Origin of the sequence: Rhizobium sp. CC1099 (assembly GCF_029714385.1) — a bacterium.
Lineage (GTDB): Bacteria > Pseudomonadota > Alphaproteobacteria > Rhizobiales > Rhizobiaceae > Rhizobium.
Genome location: NZ_CP121643.1, coordinates 114,243 through 130,328 on the forward strand (window position 1 = coordinate 114,243; position 16,086 = coordinate 130,328).

The 16,086-nt window shown below is 57.4% G+C and carries 16 protein-coding genes and 1 pseudogene; 13 read left to right on the forward strand and 4 right to left on the reverse strand.

Features of this window, described 5'->3' with window-relative positions; translation table 11 throughout:
• Positions 1-249: 249 nt before the first annotated feature.
• The 4 genes from QA644_RS33945 to QA644_RS33960 all read left to right on the forward strand — a co-directional run bounded on the left by QA644_RS33945 (position 250) and on the right by QA644_RS33960 (position 4,933).
• Positions 250-1,512 (forward strand): ribulose-bisphosphate carboxylase large subunit family protein, encoded by a 1,263-nt coding sequence (locus tag QA644_RS33945; protein ID WP_283074300.1) that lies wholly within the window; start codon positions 250-252, stop codon positions 1,510-1,512.
• Positions 1,509-2,882, forward strand: a complete 1,374-nt coding sequence (locus QA644_RS33950; RefSeq protein ID WP_283074301.1) for a four-carbon acid sugar kinase family protein — start codon at positions 1,509-1,511, stop codon at positions 2,880-2,882. Before QA644_RS33945 ends, QA644_RS33950 begins: the two co-directional genes overlap by 4 nt.
• A gap of 76 nt (positions 2,883-2,958) precedes the next feature.
• Positions 2,959-3,729: a 3-oxoacyl-ACP reductase family protein gene (locus tag QA644_RS33955; RefSeq protein WP_283074302.1), complete on the forward strand. Its 771-nt coding sequence runs from the start codon at positions 2,959-2,961 to the stop codon at positions 3,727-3,729.
• A gap of 190 nt (positions 3,730-3,919) precedes the next feature.
• Complete coding sequence (locus tag QA644_RS33960) at positions 3,920-4,933, forward strand: 2-keto-3-deoxygluconate permease (RefSeq protein ID WP_283074303.1); 1,014 nt, start codon at positions 3,920-3,922, stop codon at positions 4,931-4,933.
• A gap of 229 nt (positions 4,934-5,162) precedes the next feature.
• Here QA644_RS33960 and QA644_RS33965 read toward each other — a convergent pair whose 3' ends face one another.
• The 3 genes from QA644_RS33965 to QA644_RS33975 are packed head-to-tail and all read right to left on the reverse strand — an operon-like array spanning position 5,163 to position 7,239.
• On the reverse strand, positions 5,163-5,915 hold the full coding sequence (locus tag QA644_RS33965) for a molybdopterin-dependent oxidoreductase (protein ID WP_283074364.1): 753 nt from the start codon (positions 5,913-5,915) through the stop codon (positions 5,163-5,165).
• A 49-nt stretch (positions 5,916-5,964) separates the two neighbouring features.
• The gene (locus QA644_RS33970; protein ID WP_283074304.1) at positions 5,965-6,612 is read right to left on the reverse strand and encodes a cytochrome b/b6 domain-containing protein; all 648 of its coding nucleotides are present in this window, start codon (positions 6,610-6,612) and stop codon (positions 5,965-5,967) included.
• 9 nt (positions 6,613-6,621) lie between these two features.
• Entirely contained in the window at positions 6,622-7,239 is a 618-nt protein-coding gene (locus QA644_RS33975) for a hypothetical protein (protein WP_283074305.1), read from the reverse strand.
• A gap of 157 nt (positions 7,240-7,396) precedes the next feature.
• On the opposite strand from QA644_RS33975, the gene QA644_RS33980 reads away from it, so the two are divergent.
• The 4 genes and pseudogenes from QA644_RS33980 to QA644_RS33995 all read left to right on the forward strand — a co-directional run bounded on the left by QA644_RS33980 (position 7,397) and on the right by QA644_RS33995 (position 11,956).
• Positions 7,397-8,080 carry a heavy metal response regulator transcription factor gene (locus tag QA644_RS33980; protein WP_283074306.1) on the forward strand — a complete coding sequence of 228 codons (684 nt, stop codon included), beginning with the start codon at positions 7,397-7,399 and terminating at the stop codon, positions 8,078-8,080.
• On the forward strand, positions 8,067-9,470 hold the full coding sequence (locus QA644_RS33985) for a heavy metal sensor histidine kinase (RefSeq protein ID WP_283074307.1): 1,404 nt from the start codon (positions 8,067-8,069) through the stop codon (positions 9,468-9,470). The genes QA644_RS33980 and QA644_RS33985 overlap by 14 nt, the downstream gene beginning before the upstream one ends.
• A gap of 114 nt (positions 9,471-9,584) precedes the next feature.
• Positions 9,585-10,736: a DUF3095 domain-containing protein gene (locus QA644_RS33990; RefSeq protein ID WP_283074308.1), complete on the forward strand. Its 1,152-nt coding sequence runs from the start codon at positions 9,585-9,587 to the stop codon at positions 10,734-10,736.
• Positions 10,737-11,150: 414 nt separating this feature from the next.
• A pseudogene (locus QA644_RS33995) lies at positions 11,151-11,956 on the forward strand (sulfite exporter TauE/SafE family protein).
• A gap of 161 nt (positions 11,957-12,117) precedes the next feature.
• Here the strand turns inward: QA644_RS33995 and QA644_RS34000 are convergent.
• Positions 12,118-13,086 carry a helix-turn-helix domain-containing protein gene (locus QA644_RS34000; RefSeq protein ID WP_283074309.1) on the reverse strand — a complete coding sequence of 323 codons (969 nt, stop codon included), beginning with the start codon at positions 13,084-13,086 and terminating at the stop codon, positions 12,118-12,120.
• 106 nt (positions 13,087-13,192) lie between these two features.
• Here QA644_RS34000 and QA644_RS34005 point away from each other — a divergent pair, with 106 nt between their 5' ends.
• The 5 genes from QA644_RS34005 to QA644_RS34025 all read left to right on the forward strand — a co-directional run bounded on the left by QA644_RS34005 (position 13,193) and on the right by QA644_RS34025 (position 16,034).
• Positions 13,193-13,504 carry an antibiotic biosynthesis monooxygenase gene (locus tag QA644_RS34005; protein ID WP_283074310.1) on the forward strand — a complete coding sequence of 104 codons (312 nt, stop codon included), beginning with the start codon at positions 13,193-13,195 and terminating at the stop codon, positions 13,502-13,504.
• A 54-nt stretch (positions 13,505-13,558) separates the two neighbouring features.
• Positions 13,559-14,188 carry a YbhB/YbcL family Raf kinase inhibitor-like protein gene (locus QA644_RS34010; protein WP_283074311.1) on the forward strand — a complete coding sequence of 210 codons (630 nt, stop codon included), beginning with the start codon at positions 13,559-13,561 and terminating at the stop codon, positions 14,186-14,188.
• Positions 14,189-14,214: 26 nt separating this feature from the next.
• Positions 14,215-14,589, forward strand: coding sequence for a hypothetical protein (locus tag QA644_RS34015; protein WP_283074312.1), 375 nt, complete (start codon positions 14,215-14,217; stop codon positions 14,587-14,589).
• A 391-nt stretch (positions 14,590-14,980) separates the two neighbouring features.
• Positions 14,981-15,286 carry a hypothetical protein gene (locus QA644_RS34020; RefSeq protein WP_283074313.1) on the forward strand — a complete coding sequence of 102 codons (306 nt, stop codon included), beginning with the start codon at positions 14,981-14,983 and terminating at the stop codon, positions 15,284-15,286.
• Between the two features lie 274 nt (positions 15,287-15,560).
• On the forward strand, positions 15,561-16,034 hold the full coding sequence (locus QA644_RS34025; protein WP_283074365.1) for a carbon monoxide dehydrogenase subunit G: 474 nt from the start codon (positions 15,561-15,563) through the stop codon (positions 16,032-16,034).
• Positions 16,035-16,086 lie beyond the last annotated feature (52 nt).

A 16,086-nucleotide genomic window follows, 5' to 3' on the forward strand; every position in this document is an offset into this window, starting at 1 on the left:
TAGTTTAACGCGCTGAGATGGAGCTCAAGAGTTAGCATAGGCTCGACGTTTTGCCAGGATTATGCGTGGAATCTTCGCTTCCGGGTGGTGGGCCGTCGTAAGGCTCGTGTTTATGGCCTGATGTCATTCAAACTCACATCATGGTGCTTGTTTTGTGCCTGTTTTCGACGGGCTGCATGTGTATCTTGGCCCGAGTGATCAAGGGGTACGGAGGAGGGTCCGGTACACTTTCGATCGAGGAGGAATATTGTGACCAAGTCGGTGCGCCTTGAGGCTGATTATATCCTAGAGACATATCTAGCCCCCGAGAAAGCCGCGGAGATAATTGCCGGCGAACAATCGAGCGGTACCTTTGTCGCGGTCCCAGGCGAAACACCCGAACTTAAAGTCTTGGCAGCCGCAAGGGTGGAGTGCCTGGAGACCATCTCGACCTACAGTGGCGTACCTTCTCTTGAAGGGCGTTATCCGACCGACGGCACAATGGTGCTGCATCGGGTGAAGATGACGCTGTCCTGGCCGCTCGCAACTGTCGGCACATCCCTTCCCAATCTTCTGGCGACGGTCGCCGGAAATCTTTTCGAACTGGCCTGCGTAAGCGGCCTCCGGATCATCGACATCCGGCTTCCGCCGCCGTTCTTCCAGAAATATAAAGGTCCAGCGTTCGGGATCGCAGGAACCCGAGACCTCAGTGGCGTTCAAACCGGACCGATCATCGGGACGATCATCAAGCCCAGCGTCGGTATGACAGCCGAACAAACCGCTTCGCTGGTGCAGGAACTCGTCAATGGCGGCATCGACTTCATCAAGGATGACGAACTTCAAAGTGACTCCGCGGTATGCCCTTTCGACGACCGCGTCGATCACGTGATGCGCGTTATCAATGAGGCTGCCGACCGTACCGGCAAGAAGACGATGTACGCATTCAACCTGACCGGCGATATGGATGAGATGCGACGGCGTCATGACAGGCTTGTGTCGGCTGGTGCGACATGCCTGATGGTTAGCCTGAACTCGGTCGGCTTGGCAGGTTTTGTGGATCTGAGGTCGTTCAGCAAGCTTCCGATCCACGCGCATCGAAACGGCTGGGGCTATCTGACGCGCCACCAATCGCTGGGCTGGTCTTATGTCGCGTGGCAGAAGATTTGGCGGCTTGCCGGCGCGGATCACATGCACGTCAATGGCATCGACAACAAGTTTTCAGAGGATAATGAATCGGTCCTTCGGTCGGCGCGCGAATGCCTGACGCCAATGTCTAACGACAAACCTTGCCTGGCCATGCCAGTATTTTCGAGCGGGCAGAGTGTTCGCCAAGCCCATAGCACATATGCAGGCTTGCAATCGGATGATCTGATCGTCACAGCCGGCGGCGCTATAATGGCGCATCCGAAAGGACCTGCGGCAGGTGTCCAGGCTCTTCGGGAGGCCTATCAAGCCGCTATTGCCGGAGAAAGCCTCGCGTCCGCCGCAACAGGCAGCACTGAATTGAGGCTCGCCATGGAAATGCGCGCATGAGCAGTCCGCTTACCTCGCTGCCACCAGGTCCATTGGTTTCCTTTTACGGCGATGATTTCACGGGATCGTCTGCCGCGATGGAAGCCTTCGCCTGGCAAGGCATCAAGACAGTCCTCTTTCTGGATGTTCCTTCGGTTGAACGTCTGGCGGAGTTTCCCGATTACAGGTGTATCGGTATCGCGGGAATCGCGCGCTCCAAAAATCCGTCCTGGATGGACGCTCATTTACCTGCCATCTTCGAGCGATTGGCCCAAACGGGCGCGCCTGTCGTGCAATATAAGGTCTGCTCGACCTTCGATTCCTCGCCGCAGACCGGCTCCATTGGAAAGGCCGCCGATATCGGCGCAGAGCGTTTTCCCGGTCCGATACCCATGTTGGTAGGGGATCTTGGAATGGGGCGCATGCAGGTCTTTGGTCACCTCTTCGCTCAGGCCAATGGTGACTACTATCGGTTGGACCGGCACCCCACAATGGCCAACCATCCGGCGACACCTATGCATGAAGCCGATCTGACCCGGCACCTGGCGTTGCAGACTAGTTTGCCCATAACGAATGTCAACTTCCTCCATCTGAAGAGGGACGACACGGAAGAAATCATTCGCCGGCAGTCCCCTGACATGTCGCAAATTTACGCGATCGATCTGCTCGATGAGGAGACGTTGCGTGCCGCAGGGCAAGCCATCTGGACCATGGGGAAGGGGCAGAAATTTGTTATCGGCTCCCAAGGCGTCCAAGCAGCCTTGGCGGCGTACTGGCGCTCTGAGGGTTTATTGGCGGATCCTCCGGTTGCACCACAGGTGCGTCGAGTGAACCGTATCGCCGTGGTGTCTGGTTCGGTTTCGCCCATGACTGCCGCTCAGATCGACCACGCAACATCTCATGGCTTTGAGGCAATTCGGCTCGACCTTAGTCGGTTGTCTGACCCGCATGCATGGGATGCCGAACTTGACCGGGCTGTGACTAAATCCAGAGCAGCCTTGTCCGAAGGCCGAGATCCTGTGGTGTTTACCGCCAAGGGTCCTGACGACCCGGCCGTCCGGCAATTGAAGGACAAATTCCACGATGACCGGAAGACGGCCGAGGCCGTTAACGATCTCATCGGAAGCAGCCTGGGGCACATACTCGACAGGCTGATCACGGAGACAGGCCTCACTCGAGTGGTGCTGTCGGGAGGAGATACGTCGAGCCATGCTGCTTTGAGGCTGAAGATCGACGCCTTGACCAGTGTTGCGAAGCTCGCGCCAGGAGGCCCTTTGTGCCGCGCTCATTCCGCGGATCCATCCAGAAACGGGATCGAGATCGCAATGAAGGGCGGGCAGGTGGGGGCTGTCGATTACTTCGTGGCGGCAAGGGATGGTCACACGATCTAGGAGCGCGTGAATTTGAGGAGGCCGGCCTGTGCGTCGGCGCATGTGCAGGGAAATTTGGCCTTAGGGAGGAAACAACATGCCACATGAAGACAGAACCAGAATTGCCCTTGTGACCGGGTCTGCGATGGGGATCGGCTTTTCGATTGCGCATCACCTCGCTTCAGACGGTTACGCGGTTATCGTTGCCGATATAAACAAGGAGGCGGCAGAGAAGGCTGCCGACGAGCTCAAGGCTGCAGGTTTGAAAGCGGCCTACGTGCCTATGGATGTCGGAAACCCCGACTCTATCGCTGAGGCGTTTAGTACGGTTGAAAAAGAACACGGTCGCTGCGATGTGCTTGTCAACAATGCTGGGATCGCCAAGACGTTTCCCTTTATCGACTTTCCCTACGACAACTGGGTTGCAACGATCAACATCAATGTCACGGGATCAATGCTGTGCAGTCAACATGCCGCGCGGCTCATGCGCCAGTCTGGTTGGGGCAGGATCATCAACATCGCGTCTGTCGCGGGCGAGCGCGCCGTGGGCCATGGCCGGACCGCCTACGGTGTGTCAAAGGCTGCGGTCATCGGGCTCACGAGGCAAATGGCTGCTGAACTGGCGACCTACGGCATCACCAGCAATGCCGTGGCTCCCGGTCCAGTAGACACGCCACTCACGGAGGTCCTGCATACGGCGGAGTTCAGAGCGACATACACGGCAGCAATTCCGGCGCGACGTTATGGCAAGCCAAGTGAGATTGCGGCGACCGTGTCTTTTCTGGCGTCCGAGGGCGCGAGTTATGTGAACGGTGCAGTCATTCCGGTAGATGGCGGCTTTCTCGCAACCGGGGCGCTCCCGGCTTAAGCCCGGATCGCTGCGGTAAGGTGAGTTGGGCAGCGGCTCTTTAAGGAGCGTTGATGTGGGGCGCGGCCGCTTGGGGCTACAAGCTCAGGTGCTGGCACATCTACTCGACGCAAGATTTGAGTTGAGATTCAAGGTTTAACAAAACGTCGTCAATACCTGGGAGGTATGGCGCGCAACAGGGGTGTGCCTCATGGAAAAAATTCAATTCAGGCAAGGTTCATCGTCAATTCCGTTCTTCAAGACGATGCAGAAGGTCCCAGCGGGTATGATGTTAATCCCGCTCATACTTGGCGTTCTCATCAACTCGTTTGCGCCGGAGGCGCTGAGGATTGGCGGCTTTACTCAAGCATTGTTCAAAGACGGTGCTCTAGCTCTGATCGGGCTGCTGATCTTTGCAACCGGTGCGCAAATCACTGGAAGTCACAGCGGCAAGGCAGCGGCCGCTACCACTGGTGTGGTGCTACTTTGCAAGACCCTCATCCCTGCGGCGATTGCCGTTATTCTGGGCCTTATATTTGGGCTCGAAGGTTTCTGGGGGATATCGATCCTGGCCCTGCTCGCGATTATGGGCAACAGCAACGGAGCCTTGTGGTTGGCTTTCGCCGGTGAGTACGGAGACGAACGGGACACAGGGGCCTATGTCGCCAGCGCCTTCGATGATGGCCCTTTCCTTGCCATGATCTTTCTGGGAGCCTCCGGCCTCGGGCAGATCCCGTTCCTTGCCCTGGTCGCAGCGATTGTCCCATTCGCCTTGGGCCTGATTGTCGGCGCCGTCGATCGTGAGTGGACCCGTGTTCTCGATAGCGTGCCGAGCATTACCATCCCCTTCATGTCCTTCGCAGTAGGCACTGGCATTAGTCTGGGTACTGTGCTGACCGGTGGACTGCAGGGGCTGTTCCTTGGTGTCGGCGTTGTCGTTTTCACCGGCGGACTTACTTACCTTGGCTATCGGTTCTTGTTACGCCGCGGTCCGAAAAGCGGCATTGGTTTCGCTGCAGGTACAACTGCCGGCAACGCTGTGGCCGTCCCCATGGCGGTCGCCGCCGCCGACCCCCGCTTCCTACCCTTCGTCGAGTCGGCCACAGCGCAGACTGCGACAGCAGTTTTGGTCACCGCCATCTTAGCGCCGATCGTGGCATCTTGGGCTTTAAGGCGCTCCGGCGGGCTCACTGTGCACGATCCGGTAGCCACGAGCGTGGCGTAGGCATTGCGAACCGTACGCGCAGTTTGACCAAGGGCTTCCACACGGCGTGGGAGTACCGTTCGCTGACGCGCAGGGCCTCAGCCGCCGCGTCGAGGGAGAAATCTTCCGGCTAGCGCTCTGACCGGTGGGGTGGATGCCCCGATTGACAAGAAAATTCTACGCCTGCTCGCGAACGGGGAATTCATCGCCCATGCCGGCTAAGCAGGCATTCACCGCATCAGTTTAGTGTCTATAGCCCGCTGAACCAGTTGTAGCCCTGATCTTCCCAATATCCGCCTGGGTAATCATTCGTCACGAACAGCGCGCCAATATGCTTCGGATTCTTGAACCCGAGTTTGGTCGGGACTCTCAACTTCAGAGGATAACCATATTTTTCCGGAAGCGGGTCCTTGCCGAAATCGAGCGCGAGGATGGTCTGCGGATGGAGGGCAGTCGCCATGTCGAGACTTGTGTAGTAGCGATCCGCGCACTTAAAGCCGACGTAACGAGCCCTCATATCTGCGCCTATCATGTTGAGGAAAGTGCGAAGTGGCACGCCTCCCCATTGACCCACCGCGCTCCAGCCTTCGATGCAGATGTGTCGCGTAATCTGCGAAACCTGGGGAAGCCGTCGCAAGTCACTGAGACTCCAGGAACGCTTGTCGTCGACAAGGCCCGAGACTTCAAGCCTGTAATCGGAGCCGTCGATTTCTGGAACGCTGTCGTCAGGGTAGAAGGCATTGAAAGGAAAGGGCCGTGTGATCTGAGCTTCAGTGTATGTCGGCGCGAGCTTTTGCTGGCTAAACAGCCACGCCTGCACTCGGTCATTCCACCGCGACATAGCCCACAGAACTTTATCAATGGAATCTCCGCTTTGGAGATTGCAGCCAGAAAGCATCGAAACCGCACCGAGCGACAGCGATCCACGAATAAAGAGCCGCCGCTGCAAATTCTCGAGTTCTCTGCGGTGGCCGGTTATATCTATGGCTTTGCGTTTCATCATGTTTGATGATCCTTTGCTCTCGTGAGGCGTCTTGCCATCAGCATTTGAATCAGGACCGATCTTCATCGCTGCAGCGCCTTTCGGATCTTGAGCGATGTCCAATCGTCATCGATAGCAGCGTACTCGGCACAAGGAGGACCATGACGAGGTGCAGCGCCACGAAGGCCATGATCGAAGCCATGCCGACGAAATGAACTACGCGAGCAATATCGAAGCCTCCGAAGGCCTTTGTGAGCCACCAGAACTGAACGGGCTTCCAGATCGCCAAGCCGGAAGCAACCATCAATGCGCCCAGGAGCAGCGCCGTGACGTAAAGGAACTTCTGGGTGGCGTTGTATGATCCCGTGTCGTGCTGGAGGCGAAACTTTAAAGCCAATTTGATTTCACGAGCAATGTCTTGAGGGCGGATCGGTAACAAGCGACGGCGCAATGATCCGCTGGCGATACCATAAAGGATATAGACAAGCCCATTTCCAATCAGCAACCACATCGCTGCAAAATGCCAGGCCGTATGGGCGCCGAGCCATCCCCCGAGAGTAACGATCTCGGGGAAAGCGAAGGGAAGAATAGGATGCGCATTGTAAATGCCCATCCCACTCATGGCCAACAGGACCATGGCAATCACGTTCAACCAGTGAGTTGCTCGAACGAGAATCGGATGGCTATGAGACTTGGCTGGCGCGCGGTTCGGTAGCATCGCGTGTTCTCACATGGGAGGGGCGAGGCCGTTCTTGCCGACAATCACGAAGCGGGCAGATGATGAACCGTCCGCTTCCTTGACCGCCAGCAGAAGGGCTTTGGAACCGACCGACAGAGCTGTTTGGTCTGCAGGTTCCATGCTGACGACAGGAACATCCGCCGGCACTGAGACTTTCCGCTCGGAATCACCGTATTTGACGGTAAGAACGCGTCCGTCTGTCTCCACAATGCTCCCGACCGCGCCATTCGTCATCGTGCTTCCCGGTGTTAGATCCCAGGGGGTCGAGCCTTCGCCGACACCGCGCATAGAGGAGGGAAACACATGCACTTCGAGAGCCTTGAGCGAACCATCCGGCTGCGGCGCTGCTGCCGTTCCAATATAACTGTCTGGTTTGATGGCGCCGATATCACTTAGCGTAACCACGACAACCTTGGTATCCTTATTGATCGCGACGTCCTGTTCCTTGCCGTCTCGAGTCCGAATTTTCAGCTGAGTGGGCGACACTTCAGTTAACGTGCCACGGACGCGGCTGGGCGCTGTCTCCTGGGCCTTGATCACTGTGGCGTAGCCAATGGCGACTGTAAAAGCTGCGCATAATGCGGTCAGTTTCGTAGGCCTGAACATGGTATTCGTTGCTCCATAGCTTCATTGAGGGCATATGGAGGAGCTTAGTGAAGAGCCCGGCTCCGCAGGATGACCAGCGGATGACAATTTTGTCATGCGCAGGTCATCGGATTGTTCGAGCCTTCCGGTACTTTCTGATGCATGTGGAGTGCGGAGAATGGCGATCCTCATCGTTGAAGATGATCAAAAGACCGGAGACTACCTTCGGAAGGGACTGAGAGAAAATGGCTACTCCGTCGACCTCGCCAGAACCGGCTTGGACGGTCTCCATATGGCGATGGAATCTCAGTATGATTTGATCGTTCTGGACGTCATGCTGCCTGGGCTCGATGGATGGGAAATAATCAGGCGCATCCGCCTCGAGCAAGATCTCCCGATTATTTTCCTGTCGGCCCGTGACGACGTAAGTAGTCGCATCCAGGGTCTACGGCTTGGAGCGGACGATTATCTTGTTAAGCCTTTTTCGTTTGTCGAGCTGGAGCTGCGCATTAGGACGATCTTGCGCCGAGGGACGGTTCGCGAGACGGACGTATTCGAAGCGGCCGATCTCCGGCTTGATGTTCTGCGCCGAAAAGTCATGCGTGCAGGCACTGAAATCACGCTGACGAACAAAGAATTCATGCTGCTGCACTTGCTCATCAGACGCCAGGGGGAAGTCTTGTCTCGCACACAGATCGCGTCAGAGGTCTGGGACATGAATTTCGACAGCGATACGAACGTCGTCGACGTGGCGGTGAAGCGCTTGCGTGCCAAGATCGACGCGCCATTCGACAAGAAGCTGATCTATACTGTGAGGAGCGTTGGATACGGCCTGAATTGCGACGGCCATGATAATCAATAATTGGTTCAAAAATTCTTTGATATTGCGGATGACCCTGTCCTATGCATCCGTGATTTTGATCCTCACAATTTCGCTTGGAGTTTACTTTTACAGTTCTGTCCGGGTGGCGCAGGAAGACCGGCTGCGCACCGTTCTTGCGGCCCGGGTCGTCTATTTTGCCCGCCTCGCAAATAAAATGTACTCCCTGAATGACCTGCAGGCGCGGCCACTCCTGGTCGCAAATATGCTTGGGGCTGAACGGGATGTCCTCGTCTTTAGGAGATCCTCCGGGGAAACGGTAATAGAGGTAAATCCCGATCACGTAGAACTTCCGCGGTTGCCAAATGACGTCTCGGAAGAAGATCAACAGGTCAGACACTCTGAGACAACGTTAGCCGATGGAACGGTGGTCTACTGGGCATCGATTACAACCAGAGCCTTGGAAGACGGGAAATCGCTGCTCGTCCTGGCGGGTCATCCCACAACGGCGGAACGCGAGATGCTTGACGCGTATCGCGATCGAACTGTCTGGGCAATTGCTGTCAGCGTCGCCATCGCGACTCTCCTCGGTTATGGTCTTTTAACGCATGGGTTGAGGCCTATTGGCGGCATGGCGAGGAAAGCGGCCGAGATTCATCCTGGGCAGCTCGAACTTCGACTCGACGAGAAGTCGGCACCTATAGAGCTGCGCTCGCTTGCCGCTGCGTTTAACGCCATGCTTGATCGCTTGGCAGACGGTTATCAACGTCTATCGCAATTTTCCGCCGATCTGGCTCATGAAATTCGCACGCCACTCGGTGTTTTGATCGGGCAAACCCAGGTTACTCTGGCGAAGCCTCGCTCGGTGAAGGAATATCAATATCTTCTGGAATCCAATCTGGAAGAGCTCGAACAGTTGCACCGATTGAGCGAGAACATCCTCTTCCTTGCCAGAGCGGATCATGCCACGCAAGCGATTGAGCGTAAGACGATTGATATGCAGCTGGAGCTGCAAAAAGTCGCCGACTATTTTGAAGGACTGGCTACGGAACGAGGATTGGCTTTCCAGGTCGACGCTTGCGGAAAAGCTATGGTCGACCCCGGACTGTGGCGCCGCGCTGTCGGCAACCTGGTCGTCAATGCAGTCCGGCATGGAAGAGAGGATTCAACCATCTACCTTCGTGGCGATGGGGACGAGCAAGGCTCGTCTGTCGAGGTTGAAAATGTGGGGCCAGAAATCTCTGTCGATGAGCTCGGTCGTCTATTTGACCGCTTCTACAAGGTCGATCGATCACGCAGCACATCGACAGAAACTCACGGGCTTGGACTAGCGATTGTACAGGCGATTATGAAACTGCATGATGGATCGGCGACTGTTGATCTCCCGGCGCCCGGCGTGATCCGCTTTCGCCTTCACTTTCCCCATCCGTAGGTTCGGGGGCGCAAATCCAATTGAAACTAAATTTCTTTAATGTGATCTCACCACCGGCAGGCAAATCCTTTCGCCGCAGGTAAAAGTTGACCATTGCGAAAGGTCATTGCGTTCATGGCGCAGACAGAAAACAAGCGTTTCTATGAGAGCCTTCCTCCTTTCGAGGCGTTTGAAGGCGTCGCCGACGAGTCGAATTACAGACCCTTGCCGGATGGCTGGTGGCTGGCCGTTGCCGACATCGTCGGCTCGACGAGCGCGATCGCGGAAGGGAAATACAAGAGCGTGAACATGGCAGGCGCGAGCGTCATCTCAGCGCTCATGAATGGGCTTGACGAGCGGGACCTGCCTTTCGTCTTCGGTGGCGATGGAGCGCTCGCGGCGGTGCCGGGGACATTGTCTGCAAAGGCGAGGGAGGCGCTTGCCGCCGTCAAGACGTGGGTGGCAGAAGAGCTCGGGCTCGAGCTGCGTGCCGCGCTCATTCCAGTTGCCGATATTCGCGCGAAAGGACATGACATTCGCCTCGCTCGTTTCAAGGCAAGCGAGGTGGTTTCCTATGCGATGTTTTCTGGGGGTGGCGCCAGTTGGGCGGAAGCCGAAATGAAGGCGGGACACTACCGGATCGAGGCGGCTCCTTCAGGCATACGGCCGGATCTCACCGGGCTGTCGTGCCGCTGGAGCCCAATCGTCTCGCGCCATGGAGCGATTGTGTCGATCATCGCCGTCCCGAGCAAACGCGTCAGCAGTCCTGAATTCCAGGCACTGATCGCCGATATCGTGGCGTTGGCCGAGGGGGAGGACCGGGGAGGCCACCCGGTTCCGAAGGAGGGACCCGAACCGCGCCTTTCCATGCGGGGCGTGACGATCGAATCGCGCGCGAGCGCGTCTAGAGGCCGACGCTTGCTCATCTGGCCCTTCATCGCCGTGCAGAGCCTGATCCTATTCGCATGCTTCCGGCTCGGGATCAATTTCGGGCCTTTCAACTTCAAGCAAAGCACGCGAGATCTCGCCAGTAATTCCGATTATCGCAAGTTCGATGACGGGCTAAAGATGACAATTGATATTGACCTCGACCGGCTGCGTCGCATTGAGGAGCGGTTGGCCGTGGGGGCAGCGGCCGGCATCTGCCGCTACGGGCTGCACCAGCAGGATTCCGCGCTGATGACCTGCATCGCCTCTTCGCCGATGAGCCGCGATCACATGCATTTCATAGATGGTGGAGCCGGAGGATACGCTATGGCGGCGCAAAACCTGAGCAAAGGCGGCTGAAGACGCGCCGTATGATTGTTTGAGGATCGACGGCCGGCTCCTCGGCTTCCCGGTTGCCCTCAATCAAAAGTGGGAGTCGTCGATGTCACAGGCGGTGTTGATTCGTTCGTCCCTCTCTCATCTCAAATCCTATAATAAAGCGATCCTCAGCCGGCAAAACCCAAATCGACCCGGATCTGCGCATAGGTGGCGAAGGACTGATTTCTTTCCGGCCAGGTGAGTCGGGCCGTAGCAATCGCCATAATCTGTGGCTGAACGCTACGTTTTCGTAGGCGATGTACTGGTCCCGCCTGGGTGCTCCCAATCTGCTGAGTGCGTATAAGGGTGCTTCCCAAGCACTTTATGCTGCCCTTGTAGATGCTCAGCCTCCGGGTCATAGGTCATGGCACGAAATATCGTGGAGAACATAACGCCATGGCTGATCCCGCCTTGAAGAACCTTTCCAGAAATCGGCCAGCAGCATTTTTCGGCGGAGCTGCCATAGGGACCCTTGGGGGCTGATGGGTCTTGGCGGCGCGGAGTTCCGTCTGCCTTTGCTGATCGGCTCGTTCGGCTTCGCAGCGTTGGAAGCCGTGATCCTCAACAAGGCCATGAGCCTGGTCGTCGTCGCTTTCGCACTGCCATTTCGCGCCGCTACAGTTCCCTTTGACCAGATTGCGGCGCACTGGGCGATCATCGTCAACCTTTTGGCCGGGAGCCTGGCTGGTGCCTGGCTCGGCGCGGAGTGGGCAACCCGACTGAAGTTCGAGACGCTCTACAAGCTGATTGCGGTTCTGCTGCTCATGATCGCGGCCGTGCTGGTGTTCGGTCACGACGTCACAACAGGTTCAGCCCTTGTCACTGGGACTGCGCAGATTATGGCAGGCGTGGTCGCGGGCCTCGTCATTGGCGTTGTCGCGTCCTTGCTTGGTGTCGCTGGTGGCGAACTCCTGATACCAACCCTCATCCTCTTGTTCGGGGCCGACATCAAGCTTGCCGGAAGTCTGTCTCTGGCGGTGAGCCTGCCGACCATGATCGTTGGCTTTACCCGCTACAGTCGTGACCAGAGCTTTGCCGTTATCAGAAATAACCGGATATTTTTGCTCGTCATGGCCGCCGGATCAATCCTTGGCGCCTTCATCGGCGGACGGCTCCTGGGGATTGTCCCGAGCGCCGTGCTATTGCCAGGTCTTGCCTTGATCCTCGTGATCTCCGCGATCAAGGTATGGCGGCACTCGTGATTACGAGCGTCGTGCCTGCAACCGCATGATCTTCAGCGGTCCTGCGACAGGAGTTTCTATGGCAGCAGGTGTTGGAGACCAGCACATGGGCAACGGTAGCTTCCACAATCACAAAGCGAGCGGAGTCGGGACACCGGACCCGCAGCGTTGATCCTTTTCGTTCATGGGTTGTAAACGGCTCGCAGCTCACGCACCCCGCGTCCAAGCCGCCTGCGCAGCAGCGTGCGCAGCGTTACCCCGTCGGCGTAGCCTATTTCCGTAGCGATCGCCTCTATGTCCTTGCGACTGGTCCGCAAGAGGTGCACGGCACGTTCCACACGCAGGTCCTGAAAATAAGACAGCGGCGATTTGCCAAGCACGGCTTCCATGCGGCGCTGGAGTGTCCGTTTGCTGACATGCAGAGCATCCGCGGCCACGTCCAAAGAGAAACCTTCGTGCAAACGGTTTCGCGCCCAGCGTTCGAAGTGCTGGACCAGCGGATCGGCGTTGGCCAAGTGCATCGGGATCATGTAAGGGGCTTGCGAAGGCCTTGTATCGACGAGGAGGTAGCGTGCCACCATATCGGCCAGTGCCGGACTTGTTTGGCGCACCAGCCACAAGGCGAGTTCCAGATGCCCCATCGCAGCGCCGGCGGTGACGACGTCGCCCGATGGAACCAACATGCGTTGTTCGTCGAGCCGGACTTCGGGGTAGCGTTGACGAAAGAGCGGCCCCAACCACCAGGCCGTCGTCGCCTCGTGACCGGACAAAAGACCCGACTCAGCCAGTAGAAAGGTCCCGATACACGCCGCACCGATCCGCGCGCCATCGGCGTGCCAGGCTTGCAGCTGGTCAGCGGCATCCTGGGATTCGCGCCCATCCAATACCTTAAGCAATGGTTCCGGCATCTTGGTGCCGAGCGCCGGAACGATCACCCAGTCTGCTCTCTTAACCGTGGCCGCAGGTTGCACCGGCACGCTCAGGCCCTGCGACGTCTGTACGGCGTCCCTGACACCGGCCACCACGCATTCGAACCGCGGCACCGGAAACGAATCCAGCTCGGCCAGTTCGTTGGCGGTGGCAAGCGTGTCGAGCACGGCCGCCAAGCCGGTGTCGAACACATTGTTGTGGGCAAGTACAATGACCTTCATGGCGCTTATGATATCGAAAAAGTCATTTGCGGCAATACTGTTTGGGAAATACCGGACTTAATGTGCGTCCTGTCGGGTGTCCGACACCGAGTGAAGGAGTTAACCCATGATCCAGTACGCCCTGTTTGCCCGCCTCGAAGCCAAGCCCGGCAAAGAGGCTGATGTCGAAGCATTTTTGAAATCCGCGCTCGAAATGGCTGAGGACGAGGGCTCAACCCCGATCTGGTTCGCGCTGCGACTGTCGAACACGACGTTCGGCATATTCGACGCGTTTAACGACGAGAAGGCACGGCAGGACCACCTGTCCGGCCCGATCGCACAAACCCTGATGGCTAAGGCACCGGATCTGTTTGCTGTGGCACCCGCCATCGAGCTGATCCAGGTGTTGGGCCTGAAGAACGAAACGACCGCAAACTGACACATCGCGTCGAGGACAGGCACTGGCCTCGGCCAAAATTTTGAAAGCAATCACATGACCTTGAAACTATCTACCGGATTCTCACTGCTTGCCGCCCTCCTTGTCGGCGCGAGCGGCCTTGCCTCGGTGCCGGCCGTTGCCGGTTCGTCAGACAAGTTCGAGCTTTCGAGCCCCGACATTGCGCCTGGCGGCAAGATCGACGACAAATTCGTCCTCAACGGCTTTGGCTGCAAGGGCGGGAATATCTCACCGGCCCTGCAATGGAAAAACGCGCCGGCAGGCACCAAGTCGTTCGTCCTGCAAGTTTACGATCCGGATGCACCTACCGGCAGCGGTTTCTGGCATTGGACGGTCTATAATATCCCGGCCAACGTCACGCAGCTTGGCCAGGGCGCCGGCAATTCCCCGGCAAATCTGCCGGCAGGCGCCTATGGCGGCGTCAACGACTACCATGACACCGGTGCAACCGGCGACAATGGCAACTATGGCGGCCCGTGCCCGCCGGCTGGCGACAAGCCGCATCGGTACGAATTCTCGCTCTATGCACTGGCCGTCGATGACATCGATGCAGCGGCCGGCGTTCCAAAAACGGGTACGGCGGCGCTGCATGGCTTCGTGCTGAACAAGGGCCTCGGCGATAAATTGCTGGGCAAGGCGTCCTTCACAGCCGCCTACGGCCGCTAATCGATCATTAGAGTTTGGAGATCATCATGAAGAAAGTTATTCTCGTACCGATCCTTCTGGCCTCGATGACCGGTGTTGTCTTTGCAGCCACTCCCTTCAAGACTGTCAAGACAGAGAAAGGGGAGGTCCTTTCCGGCGAAAAGGGCCGGACGCTCTATACCTTCAAAAAGGATGAAGCGGGCACCTCGAATTGCTACGATGAGTGCGCCCAAAACTGGCCACCGGTGATTGCCGCCGGCAATGCCAAGGCCGAGGGTGCCTACTCGATCGTGACGCGCAAAGACGGCGCCAAGCAGTGGGCAAAGGACGGCAAGCCGCTCTATTATTGGATCAAGGACGCCAAGCAAGGCGATGTCACCGGCGACGGCGTCGGCGGCGTTTGGGGCGTCGCGAAGCCTTGATCTTCTCCTACAGCGCGGAAGATAAACACTTCCGCGCTGCCTATTTGAGAAGCCTTCTCAGATCGATCCATCACGGGTTTCATGATCGGAAGGCTTTATGAGCCATCGCCGATGTGGCGATTGGCGATACCGCCTTGGCGGTATGGCCGGACGGTCCCCCATTCCGCCACTTGATCCTCATGGTCCCGCGCCTGCGCTTCATCGTGGCCCGCAATTTCCGCCGCTGACCCGGTCTGCACGAGGCAAAACCTGGGGCGATAGAAGTCGGGTATCGGCTCGTAGCAAAATGATATTGGACCCGGAAAGGGCGCTGGACTACCGTTACAATTGTTCAAGGGCACGTTTCCTTGACAGGCGGAATGGAGCCGCCTTTGGGAGATTTTAGGAGGAGGTGATCTTGATCGCAGCTTTGGTACTGTTTCCCGTTCCCGTAGGAACGACGATGGAGCAGATAAAAGAAGCGTACGAACTGTCCGCCCCGCGCTTTACCGGAATGCCCGGTCTTCTTAGCAAGCACTATTTGTTTGATGGCGCCGGCCAAGGCGGAGCCTTCTACGTGTGGTCGTCGCGGGCCGATGCGGAAGCGCTATACACCGAGCAGTGGCGGGAGTCGCTGACGCAACGGTATGGCGCACCACCTACGCTTTCGATCTATGACGTACCGGTTTCGATCGACAACGCAGCGGTCTCGCGCTGAGCCGCGAGGTTTCGCCTGTGAGCGAGGCGTCTAGTTAAAAGCAAGTGCGCCGCGATCACTGCGTTGTCAGAACTGCGATCGTCCAAGCGGTTTTCCACACCGGCAAGATTAGGTGGTCTGCGTACGCTTCATGGATCGGAGTTGGCGCTTCGCGCCAGCATTTGTCGAATTCTATTGTGGTTCCGGTCGAGGAGCAGAGCTTCTTCGGCGGGTTTGGTGAGGCACGGCCTTTCTAAAAGGAAAGGTCGGTCGGAAGTATCCAGGGAGGTTGATGATGGCGGTTCTGCTATCGGGGAATTATTCTTTGCCAGTGAGTCAGGCTGAGGTTTACGCCGCGCTCAATGACGCGGACGTGCTTCGCGAATGTATTCCAGGCTGCGAGGAGCTGGAAGCTCGTGCAGACGGTATATTTGCGGCTGTGGTCAGGCTGGAGCTTGGTCCCTTGAAGACGCGCTTTCGAGGTAAAGTCCGCTTGGAGGATCTGGATCCTCCGAACGGCTACCGGATCATCGGCGAAGGTGACGGCGGTATCGCTGGGTTCGCCAAGGGAGGTGCAGCTCTGAAGCTTGCACCAGACGGCGAAGGCGGAACGCTTTTGTCCTACGAGGCCGAAGCCAATGTCAACGGCAAGATCGCTCAGCTGGGACAGCGTTTGATCGCCAGCACCAGCAAGAAAATTGCCGATCGCTTTTTCGAGACACTCGTGAAGCATCTGCAAAATGGGGCCGTCACGGCTGAAGCGAAATAGAAATTCCCGGATTCACCGACCCCTCATTCAATCGACGAATTGAAAGGTAGAA